This is a genomic window from Streptomyces sp. NPDC004647, from assembly GCF_040609575.1.
Taxonomy (GTDB): Bacteria; Actinomycetota; Actinomycetes; order Streptomycetales; family Streptomycetaceae; genus Streptomyces.
Genome location: NZ_JBEXKU010000056.1, coordinates 41,324 through 51,972, shown reverse-complemented (window position 1 = coordinate 51,972; position 10,649 = coordinate 41,324). Strand labels below are relative to the sequence as shown.

Below are 10,649 nucleotides of genomic sequence, written 5' to 3'. Positions count from 1 at the left end.
CAAAGGCAGCAGTGTTGAGCAGGCCATCAACCCCTATGACAGGGCTGTTCCCCTCCTCGGGCACATCTATGTGGGCATTACGGCTTGCTCCTTTCCACGACGTTGCGTCGCTGGTAGAGCTGGTGTCGAAGCCGGGTGGGCGCCCGCCCCAGCTGCCGCGCCGGGCTCGGTTTGCGCGCCTGGTCCGCCCGCTCGGGGATGGTGTCGGCAATGCCTCGGCGCCGCAACCAGGTCCGAATGGCCTTGGAGTTGTAGCCCTGTCGCCGATGACGTGATCGGGGCGAGAGCGCGGGTGTCCCGGCCCGATGCGGGCACGCGTATCGAGGCCATCACGGCCGTGAGCCGGGTGCAGTCATTGACGTTGCCGCCGGTCAGGCCGAAGGCGAGCGGCCGGCCCCGCCCGTCGCAGGCCAGGTGGATCTTGGCGGTCAGCCCGCCTCGGGAGCGTCCGAGCGCCGGGTCCGAGTGCCCGAGTGCCCCCTTTTGGTGCGCCGGCGGCATGTTGATGGGCCCACACGATGCTCGAGTCGACCGCCACCAGCCAGTCGATGTCCCCGGCCGCATCCGCCTCGGCCTGCACTGCGTGAAGCATCTGCTCGAACGTGCCGTCCTTGGCTCAGCGGCGGAACCGGGTGTGCAACGTGGCCCAGGACCCGTACCGCTCGGGCACATCCCGCCAGGCCACCCCGGCACGGAACGTGAACACGATCCCGTTCAACACCGTCCGGTCATCCAGCCGCGGACTCCCCATCGAGGTCCGCGGCAGCAACGGCTGCAACAACTCCACTGGGCATCGGACAGTTCATGGCGACGTATCACCCCACCATGATTCACCAATCAAGATCACATTGACGATAGACCGTAGGCCGCCGGGCGGCGGCCCCAGGCGGAGATCATCGGCGAGGTGGCCAGGTCGAGGCCGCCCGCGGCGATGTTGGCCAGGTGGCGGTCGATCTCCTCGTCCGTGGCCAACCCCGCGGCGACGAGCTTGTCGCGGACCTGATGGACGGTGGCCTTCTCCAGCACGGTGCACGCGGGCGAAGTGATCGGGAAGTAGGCGTCGGCCTCGACGTCGGCCAGCCCGGCCTCGCGCAGCAGCCACGGCAGCTTGCGCCCGTACGCCAGGTCCGCGCCGCGCTGCTGCAGTAGCTCGCGGAAGCCGCGGCGCAGCCTGTTGGCCAGCTCCTGCTCGGGCCCGTACTCGTAGGGGCAGATCAGCGGCTGCAACGCCGGGTCGCCATCCTCCAGAACCAGCCACCCGCCAGGGCGCAGCGCCTCGACCATCGACCGCAGGGCCTTGTTGCGGTCGGCGACGTGGACCAGCACGAGCCGGGCATGGATCAGGTCGAACGGCCCCCCGGCCGGGGGCGCCTCGGCCACCACGTCGTGGCGCAGCACCTCGAAGCCTGCCTCCCGCATCCAGGAGGTGTCGATGTCGGTGGCCACCACGTGCCCGGTCGGGCCGACGCGCTCGGCCAGCCAGGCCGGCACGGTGCGGCCACCGGCGCCGACCTCCCAGCACCGCCACCCCTCGCCGACCCCGACCGTCTCGAAGTGCCGGAACGTCGTCGGGTCGAAGAGCGCCGACAGCGCGGTGAACCGCTCCCCCGCCTCGGCCTGCCGATTGTCCAGGAGGTACCCCACGTCGCGAGTGCCCCGCGTGTCCCGTGCCATGGCCCGATCATCGCATCCGGGCCATGGCACGGTTGTGCCTTCTGCAACACGCTATAGAACGGCGGTTCGCATAGGGGCAGTCGCAGCGTCAGCGCCCGCCCGGCGCAGCCCGGCTCGCCTCGGGCCGGCCCGGCTCGGCTCGGCTCGGCTCGGCTCGGCTCGGCTCGGCTCGGCTGAAAGGCGTGATCCCCTGCCTGGGGATGCAACCATCGACCCCAGGGCTCCGGCCCAGAGCAGTCGGCGGAGCAGCGGCGTCGGCAGGACCAGGTGCTCGTGCGGGGTGCGGGGTGCGGGTGCTGGTGCTGGCGCGGGTGGTTGCTGACGTCGGCGACGGATGAGCCGTATACGAAGGGCGCGCGAACGATGAGCGGGGAAGCACGGCACGGCGTAGACAGCGGGGACAGCGGAGACGACCGGAACAGCCGGTCCGGCAGGACCGATTCGAGACCGGAGCGGGTCAGCGGCGAGAACAGCGCTCCAGTGATCTTGAGCAATAACCCCGGCTCGTTCTCCCACAGCGTCCTCGCCGAGCGCCATCCGGCCCTGATCCGGCAGATCCGCGAAGCCTTCCCCTTCACGCCCCACCAACAGCAGGCGCTCGACGCCCTCCTGGAGGAGATCACCGGCGGCGACATCCAGCCACTCGACACCTCCGCACACGACCACGAGACCTGGTCCGTCCTGGGACGGGAACACTTCGGACGATCGTGGTTCGACGTCCCGTTCCTCTGGGCCGAGAGCTTCTTCTACCGCAGACTCCTCGCGGCCATCGGATACTTCGATCCCAGGCCATGGCACGGCGTCGACCCGTTCGCTCCCTTCAAACAGGCCGAGTTGCACAGCTCGACCGTCGACGAGGAACTCGGGGCCCTCGACGAACTCGCCTCCCGGCCGGCCGATGAACAGGCCGAGGCGCTCCTCCACGCCTCGCTCTGGGGCAACCGCGCCGATCTCGGCTTCCGCATCTCGGCGGGAGACACGACGGACAGCGACACCACGGCGAAGCTCGTCGCCGACGACAGCGCGGTGATGTGGTCGCTCCTCACCACCGGAGCACCGGCGACCGTCTCCGTGGTTGCCGACAACGCGGGGCGGGAGCTCGTCCCCGATCTGATCCTCATCGACCATCTGATCAGCCAGGGGCACGCGTCGGACGTCGTCCTGCACATCAAGCCGTACCCGTACTACGTCTCCGACGCGACGATGGCGGACGTCCTCGACTGCATGCGCCGCCTCGTCCGGGCGCCGGGCCGGGCGGGGGAGATCGGTAAGCGCCTGTGGGCCGCCATGGAGGCCGGGCGTCTTGATGTGCGCGCCCATCCGTTCTTCTGCGCGCCGCTGCCCTACAAGGAGATGCCGGAGGACTTGCGAGAGGTCTTCGGGGCCTGCGCGCTCACGATCATGAAGGGTGACTTGAACTACCGCCGTCTCGTCGGCGACCAACTGTGGGCACCGACGACCCCGTTCGCGGATCCCACGGCGTACTTCCCCGGGCCGGTCGTGGCGCTGCGCACCCTGAAGTGCGACGTGATCGTGGGCTTGAGCGAGCGGATGCTGAACGAACTCGAGGCGACCGGCCGGGAGTGGCGTACGAGCGGCACGCACGCCCTGATCCAGGCGCGGCGATAGATCGAGGCCGCGCTTCGGTACCGGGTCGGCGATTCTTTACCGGGCCGGCGCTTCTTCATGGGACCGGGCCGACGTTCCGCGGCGCCGAATTCCGTCGACGAACCGTGACAACTCCGTTGCCGGTCCGATGCATTGATTCGGCACCCCGTACGCGGCATGCCCGTACGCCACCCTCAATTCCCCGCCACATCAACGGAAGAATTGGCGAATTCTGTACGGCGGCCATGAGGCGGGTGAGATGCGCGAGTGACGTGAGTAACGTGTGAGTAATTCGACATCCGCCCGACGCCCAGAATTCACACAGGAGGCGTACTGCCATGCATGGCAGTACGCCTCCCACCCCCGATGACCCGTTTGTTCAGACGGTCTTCTTGACGAGCTTGCCGTCGGCCGCCACCACGAACCATTCGCCGTCCAGGCCCTGCCCGTTGACGTCACCCGGAGCCGAGTCGCCGACGTAGTAGTAGAGGGGCCACTCGCCGTACGTCGCCTGGGTGGCACCCTCGCCGCGCTCGGTCCCGCGGAGCAGCGAAGGCTGTGTGCCCTTGCCCGCCTTCACATCGGATGTGCTGGTCAGAGCGGGCCAGACGGCGATGCAGTCGGCGTCGCAACTGTTCGCGCCGTCCTCGCCCCTGCCCTTGTCCTTGGTGAAGCCGTAGAGCGTACGGCCCGACTGGTCGACCAGGATCGGGCCCGCGTCCGAGTCGGCCACCTTGACCGAAACGGGCTGCGCGGCCGCCGCCTTGGCGGTGTCGCCGCCGTCCTTCGCGTCGCCGCCGCCACCGCAGGCGGAGAGAGTCAGCAGCGCCAGCGGTACAAGCGGCGCCGCGAGCAGAGCGTTTCGAGTACGCATGATTTCCGTTCCCCGTCATCGAAGAGTCGAGATCAATTGGCGCGCGGTGCCGGTGAGGCGTTCCGGGAGTCCCCGTAGACGTCGCCACCGACTACTACGCGAGCAACTGACACCGGGTTCAACAGGCTTCGAAAGAAATCCCTTTGAGCAATCCGGCGGGCCGCCGCGTAAGTCCGGGTAGCAGGCCGCACACGAAGTCGGTCTCGGATTGATTACGGAAGGACGAATAAAATGCGCCAGCGCATTCTGGCCCTCGCCGCCGCGGCGGTCGCCCTCGGAACCGTCGGCATCTCACCCGCGGCCGCGCACAACGGGCACGAGGGCACGCACGGTTCGCAGGGCACGGACGGTTCCCAGGGTTCGCACAGTTCACAGGGTTCGCACGGCAACCACGGCTCCGCCCAGGGCGGTTACGGCGACACGACGCCCAAGACCCCGGCGCGGGGGCCACAGGTCTTCCTCGCCGCCACGCTCTCCGGCGCCGAAGAGGTGCCCGTCGCCGGCGGCCCCGCCGTGGGCGACGCCGACGGCAAGGCCGATGCCCTCGTACGCGTCAAGGGCGACCGCGTCACCTTCGCTCTCCGCTGGAAGGGCATCGGCGCGCCCACCCTCGGCCATATCCACCAAGGCAAGGCGGGCGCCAACGGCGACGTGAAGGTCCCGCTGTTCGGCACCGCGATGCCGGACACCGTGCACTCCGCCGCGGGCCAGACCACCGTCACCGACGCCGCACTGGCGCAGCAGATCCGCACCGACCCGGCCGGCTTCTACGTCAACCTGCACAGCAAGGAGTTCCCGGGCGGCGCGGTCCGCGGCCAGCTCCAGCCGCTGCACAAGCCCGTCAACCCGCTGGACATCCTCAAGGGCGGCAAGCTGCTCGCGCTGTCCGACGGCGGCCAGGAGGTGCCGAAGGACGACGCCTCGAAGGTCGGCGACCCGGACGGGCACGCCATCACCTTCATCCACCCCAAGGGCAGCGCCGTCGACTACTCCTTCGCCTGGGTCAACATCGCCCCGCCCAGCCTCGGCCACATCCACAAGGGCCGGTTCGGCAAGAACGGCGACATTCAGTTCAACTTCTTCAACAACCCGGTGCCGCAGAACATCTTCGCCGTCTCCGGCACCCTGGAGAACCAGGACCCGAAGGTCGTCGACCGGGTCCGCCGGAACCCCTCCGACTACTACTCCAACCTGCACACCGCCGAGTTCCCCGACGGCGCCGTCCGCGGGCAGCTCTTCCACTGACGGAGCGGCAGCCCTGGCGAAGGTCTGACGGCGGCCCTGGCGGCAGCCGCCGGGGGATGTGCCATCACGGCATCTCCCGGCGGCAGGCCCGTCGCCGGGCCCCTCGCCGGCCCAGCCCCTCGCCGGCCCTTCGCCGTCCCGTCAGGCCGCACGCGCCCGGACTCTGTAGCCGTACGGCCACCAGCCCGGCACCCGGACCCAGTAGCCGTACGGCCACCAGCCCTACGCCGGACCCCCTCGCCGTACGGCTCACGCCGCCGACACCACCACCCGATGCCCGTACGGCAGGCGCCGGCTACGCCCCCAACGCCCGCGACACCATGAAGATCACGAGTCCGGCGAGCGCGCCCACCACCGTGCCGTTGATCCTGATGAACTGCAGATCCCGGCCGATGTGCGCCTCGATCTTCCGGGACGTGTGCTCCGCGTCCCAGCCCGCCACCGTGTCCGTGATCAGCGACGTGATCTCGTCCCGGTACGTCGTCACGACATGGACGGCCGCGTCCTCCAGCCAGCCGTCCACCTTCTCCTGCAACCGGTCGTCCGACGCCAGCCGCGCGCCCAGCGACAGCAGCCCGGTCCGCGTCCGCAACCGCAGCTCGCTGCGCTCGTCCTCCGCCGCCGCCACGACCATCGCGCGCACCGAGCCCCAGGTGGAGGCGATCAGTTCCTGCACCTCGCGCCGCCCCAGCACCTCCCCCTTCAGCTGCTCCACGCGCGCCCGCGTGTCCGTGTCCGACTGGAGATCACCCGCGAAATCCGCCAAAAAACGGTCGATGGCCCCACGCGCCGGATGGTCGGGCATATCGCGCATCTCGCTCGCGAAGCGCACCAACTCCTTGTAGACGCGCTCCCCGACCCTCTTGTCCACGAAGCGCGGCGTCCAGCCCGGGGCACCGCCCGTCACGGCCTCCATCACCGATTCCCCGTGCAGCACCAGCCAGTCGTGGGCCCGTACGCACACCAGGTCGACGACCTTGCGGTGCCCACCGTCCGAGACGAGCCTCTCCAGCATCTTGCCGATGCCCGGCGCGACCTCCTGGGCGTCCGCGCGACGGGTGATCGCCTCACCGACGACCGCTTGGACGTCGGAGTCACGAAGCACCGTCAGGGCACCGCGCAGCGCCGTGGACAGCTCGGCCGTCACACGGTCGGCGTTCGCCGGTTCGGCGAGCCAGCCGCCCAGCCGGCTGCCGATGCCGACCGCCCGCAGCCGCTCCCGTACGACATCCGAGGAGAGAAAGTTCTCACCGACGAAATCGCCCAGGGTCCGGCCCAGCGTGTCCTTCTTCGTGGGGATGATCGCGGTGTGCGGGATGGGCAGGCCCAGCGGGCGGCGGAACAGCGCCGTCACGGCGAACCAGTCGGCCAGCGCGCCGACCATGCCCGCCTCGGCCGCGGCGGCCACATAGCCCGCCCAGGCCCCGGCCCCCGTGGACTGCGCCCCTTTGGCCAGCACGTAGACCACGGCCACCAGAAGCAGCAGCGCGGTGGCGAAGGTCTTCATACGGCGCACACCGCGGCGCTTCTCCTCGTCCGCGGCGCTGTAGATGAAGGCGCCGCGCGGGACGCTCGGCACCCCTGTGCCGGACTGGGGACCTCCGGCGGCGGTCTTCACTCCTCCGGCCCCAGGGGCCGTACCCGGTTCATCCGCGTTCATCCGCGATCATCCGCTCCATCCGGTCGAACCGTTCGAGCCTTTCCCTGTGCAGTGTTCCCCTGTGACGCACTAACTGGCTTACTACTGGAACGGACCAGGAGTTCCCTGCGTCTGTGTGGGCGAGGCCGGAACCCGGCCCCGCCGCCGGGCGGACCTCCGATCGTGGGATCATGTTGTAGCCCCGTCGGGCCGCGCCACCGCAGCCGCCGCCGACCGGATGTCACAACCTGCCGAACCGGAGCCTGGGGCTCCCCTGTCCGAGGAGACACACCGCGCATGGCCATGCGCCACGCTCGCATCTCAGGCAAGCACCTTGCCTGGCTCGCCGCACTCGCGGCAGTCGTGGTCCTCATCTCCACCGCGATCTTCGTCGGGATCGGCGACAGCGAGGAGGGCATGAGCGCGACCACCAGCAAGCGCCGTGACTCCGCCGCGCCCGCCTCCGCGGGCAACTGGGTCGGCACCTGGGCCACCTCGCCCGCCGCGGCCGAGCCCAACACTCCGGACGGCTACGCGGGCATGTCCATCCGCAACGTGGTCCGCACCAGCATCGGCGGCAGCGGCGCCCGCATCCAGCTCTCCAACCTCTACGGCAGCGGCCCGCTGACCATCTCCCACGCCTCGCTCGCCGTCGCCGCCGCGCCCAGCAACCCCACCGCCGCGGCCGGCACGATGCGCCGGCTGACCTTCTCGGGCAATCCGGGGGTGACGATTCCCAGCGGGCAGTCCGTCGTCAGCGACCCGGCCCGGCTGGACGTCCCCGCCGCGGCGGACCTGCTGATCACCACCTACTCCCCGACCCCGTCCGGACCGGTCACCTACCACCCGCACGCCCGGCAGACGTCCTACCTGGCCCGCGGCGACCGGGCGGAGGACACGGCCGGCACCACGTTCACCGAGCAGACCCCGTCCTGGCGGTACGTCACCGCCGTCGACGTCCTCACCAGCGAGGCACGGGGCGCGGTCGTCGTACTCGGCGACTCGATCACCGACGGCATCACCTCCACCGCCGGGGCCAACCGCCGCTGGACCGACTTCCTGGCCGAGCGGCTGCGCACCGAACCGGGCGCGCCCAGCTACGGGGTGCTCAACCAGGGCATCAGCGGCAACCGCGTACTCAGCGACGGATTCCGGTTTCCACCGGACAACCCCAGCGCCCTCAGCCGCGTCGAGCGCGACGTCATCACCCGCACGGGAGCGAAGGCCGTCGTCATCGAGATGGGCGTGAACGACATCCTGCGCACCCCGCACGTGACCGACCCGCAGAAGATCACCGACGGACTGCGCCGACTCGTGCAGCAGTCGCACGCGCGCGGGATGCGGGTCGTCGGCGGCACACTGCTGCCCTTCGGTGGCCACCGCGGCTTCACGCCGGGACTCAATGCCGTACGGGAGCAGGTCAACGCCGAGATCCGAGCCGGTCAGGTGTTCGACGACGTCGTGGACTTCGACCAGGCGCTGCGCGACCCCGCCGCCCCGCAGCGGCTCCTTCCGCGCTACGACTCGGGCGACCATCTGCACCCGAGCGACGACGGCTACCGGGCGATGGCGATGGCGCTGAACCTGGCGCATCTGAAGGGCTCCGCCCCGGCCGCGCTCTGAGGCCGACGCCGACGGCTGACGGCGTCGGCCGTCGGGTCAGCGGGCCCCCGCGTATCACGCCGGGGGCCCACACAGCCCGTCCGGCCCGTCCAGCCCACACAACCCGTCCGGCCCACACAGCCTTTCCGGCCCACACAGCCCATCCGGCCCGTCCAGCCCTTCCCGCCGCCGTGCCCCGCCGCCCTGTCCCGCGGGCCCAGCGCTTCACCCCGGGAGCGGCCGTCACCCTGGGCTCCGGGAAATCGGCCGTCACCCCGGGCTCCGGGGAATCGCCCCTCACTCCGGACTGCGGAGAAGAGCCTCACTCCAGGGACTTGCGCTGTTCCTGCCCCTCCAGCCGCTGCCGGTCGTCCCCCTTGACGCGCTTGCGCTCCGTGCCCACCCCGCCCCAGAACGCGAAGCCGGTGACCACGACCCGCGGCGCGCCGGGATCGCCGTCGCCGCTCGCGGTGTGGTCGAAGCCGCCCATGATCCCCGTGCCCCGCACCTCGACCTCCACGCCGGGCGGGACGATGACATGCATGCCGCCCATCAGCGCGAAGCAGCGGATCACGACCTCCCGCTCCGCGAACCGCGCCTCCCGCAGGTCGATCCCGCCGCCGCCCCAGAACGCGAAGGCAGTGAAGCGGCGGGGCACAGTCCACTTCCCTTTGCGCTGGAAGCCGCCCATCACCGCGATCGCGGTGCTCGACGTACCGCGGCCGCCGATCCTGGCCGCCCAGGAGGTACGGCCGGCGGGCTCGCCCGAGGGGGCCGCCACGGGCGCTGCGGCGCCCGCGGCCGGAAGGTCCCGGGTCAGCGGCTCGAGCTCGGCGTACGTACGGGCCCTGTACGCGTGCCCGAGTCGCTCGTCGAACTCCTCCATGTCCAGCCGGCCCTCCGCGACGGCCTCGCGCAACACCTCGGCCACCCGCTCGCGATCGGCGTCGGAGGCCCGCAACTCGGGCAGTTCAGGGCGTTCGCTCATGAACAACACCCTACGCAGCCCGGACCGTTCCTCACAGCGCGGACCGACCCCTCACACCACCGATCCGTCCACGTACATCTTGGCGATGACCTCCTCGATCGCCGGTTCCCGCACCGACAGATCCACCAGCGGATAGTCCGCGGCCACCGCTGCGACCACCGGCGCCGCGCTCTGCGTCGCAGGAAAGGCCAGCCACTGCCGCGGCCCGTCCACCTTCACCGTCCGCACCCCCGGCACCCCGGAGATCGGCGGCAGCTCCCGCTCCAGATCGACGACCAGCGTCCGCTCGCTCTCCCCCACCGCATGCAGCCCGTCGAGACCCCCGTCGTACATCAGCCGCCCATGGTCGATCACCATCACGCGCCGGCACAGCTGCTCGATATCGGTCAGGTCGTGGGTGGTCAGCAACACCGTCGTGCCGCGCTCGGCGTTGATGTCCCGCAGAAAGCCGCGCACCTTCGCCTTGCTCACCACATCCAGCCCGATCGTCGGCTCGTCGAGATAGAGCACCTCGGGGTCGTGCAGCAGAGCGGCCGCGATGTCGCCACGCATCCGCTGGCCGAGCGAGAGCTGCCGGACCGGCGTGTCCAGCAGCTTGCCCAGGTCCAGAAGCTCGACACAGCGCTCCAGGTTGGCGCGGTAACGGTCGTCGGGAATCCGGTACATCCGGCGCACCAGGGCGTAACTGTCGCGCAGCGGCAAATCCCACCACAGCGTGGTCCGCTGGCCGAAAACCACGCCGATCCGGCGCGCCAGACGCGTACGCTCCCGCGCCGGATCGATGCCCGCCACCCGCAACCGGCCACCGCTGGGCACCAGGATCCCGGTCAACATCTTGATCGTCGTGGACTTGCCCGCGCCGTTCGGCCCGATGTAGCCGACCATCTCGCCGCGCGGCACGCTGAACGTCAGACCGTCCACCGCCCGCACCTCGTGCTTGGTACGGCGCAGGAGCCCCGCCTTCCGCCGTACTACGAAGACCTTCTCGACCGCGTCCAGCTCGATGAAACCGTCCACCG

8 protein-coding genes and 1 pseudogene are annotated in these 10,649 nt (G+C 70.4%); 3 read left to right on the top strand and 6 right to left on the bottom strand.

All coding sequences use genetic code 11. The annotated features are described in order from the left end of the window. Window positions 1-616 precede the first annotated feature (616 nt). Window positions 617-787: a transposase gene (locus ABZW18_RS23630; protein ID WP_356190571.1), complete on the bottom strand. Its 171-nt coding sequence runs from the start codon at window positions 785-787 to the stop codon at window positions 617-619. 56 nt (window positions 788-843) lie between these two features. Next, window positions 844-1,674 (bottom strand): methyltransferase domain-containing protein, encoded by an 831-nt coding sequence (locus ABZW18_RS23625; protein ID WP_356190569.1) that lies wholly within the window; start codon window positions 1,672-1,674, stop codon window positions 844-846. A gap of 363 nt (window positions 1,675-2,037) precedes the next feature. Here ABZW18_RS23625 and ABZW18_RS23620 point away from each other — a divergent pair, with 363 nt between their 5' ends. Continuing rightward, window positions 2,038-3,303 carry a damage-control phosphatase ARMT1 family protein gene (locus tag ABZW18_RS23620; RefSeq protein ID WP_356190567.1) on the top strand — a complete coding sequence of 422 codons (1,266 nt, stop codon included), beginning with the start codon at window positions 2,038-2,040 and terminating at the stop codon, window positions 3,301-3,303. 358 nt (window positions 3,304-3,661) lie between these two features. On the opposite strand, the gene ABZW18_RS23615 is transcribed toward ABZW18_RS23620, so the two are convergent. Further along, window positions 3,662-4,156: a hypothetical protein gene (locus ABZW18_RS23615; protein ID WP_356190564.1), complete on the bottom strand. Its 495-nt coding sequence runs from the start codon at window positions 4,154-4,156 to the stop codon at window positions 3,662-3,664. A 231-nt stretch (window positions 4,157-4,387) separates the two neighbouring features. Between ABZW18_RS23615 and ABZW18_RS23610 the strand changes: the two genes are divergently transcribed. Further along, window positions 4,388-5,401: a CHRD domain-containing protein gene (locus ABZW18_RS23610; protein WP_356190562.1), complete on the top strand. Its 1,014-nt coding sequence runs from the start codon at window positions 4,388-4,390 to the stop codon at window positions 5,399-5,401. A 295-nt stretch (window positions 5,402-5,696) separates the two neighbouring features. On the opposite strand, the gene ABZW18_RS23605 is transcribed toward ABZW18_RS23610, so the two are convergent. After that, window positions 5,697-7,061, bottom strand: coding sequence for a DUF445 domain-containing protein (locus ABZW18_RS23605; protein WP_356190559.1), 1,365 nt, complete (start codon window positions 7,059-7,061; stop codon window positions 5,697-5,699). 276 nt (window positions 7,062-7,337) lie between these two features. On the opposite strand from ABZW18_RS23605, the gene ABZW18_RS23600 reads away from it, so the two are divergent. Beyond that, the gene (locus ABZW18_RS23600; protein ID WP_356190556.1) at window positions 7,338-8,663 is read left to right on the top strand and encodes an SGNH/GDSL hydrolase family protein; all 1,326 of its coding nucleotides are present in this window, start codon (window positions 7,338-7,340) and stop codon (window positions 8,661-8,663) included. A gap of 304 nt (window positions 8,664-8,967) precedes the next feature. On the opposite strand, the pseudogene ABZW18_RS23595 reads toward ABZW18_RS23600, so the two are convergent. Beyond that, window positions 8,968-9,630 (bottom strand): annotated as a pseudogene (locus ABZW18_RS23595) (DUF1707 domain-containing protein); the annotation flags it as partial. Window positions 9,631-9,681: 51 nt separating this feature from the next. Beyond that, the gene (locus tag ABZW18_RS23590; protein ID WP_356190554.1) at window positions 9,682-10,647 is read right to left on the bottom strand and encodes an ATP-binding cassette domain-containing protein; all 966 of its coding nucleotides are present in this window, start codon (window positions 10,645-10,647) and stop codon (window positions 9,682-9,684) included. Between the last annotated feature and the right edge of the window lie 2 nt (window positions 10,648-10,649).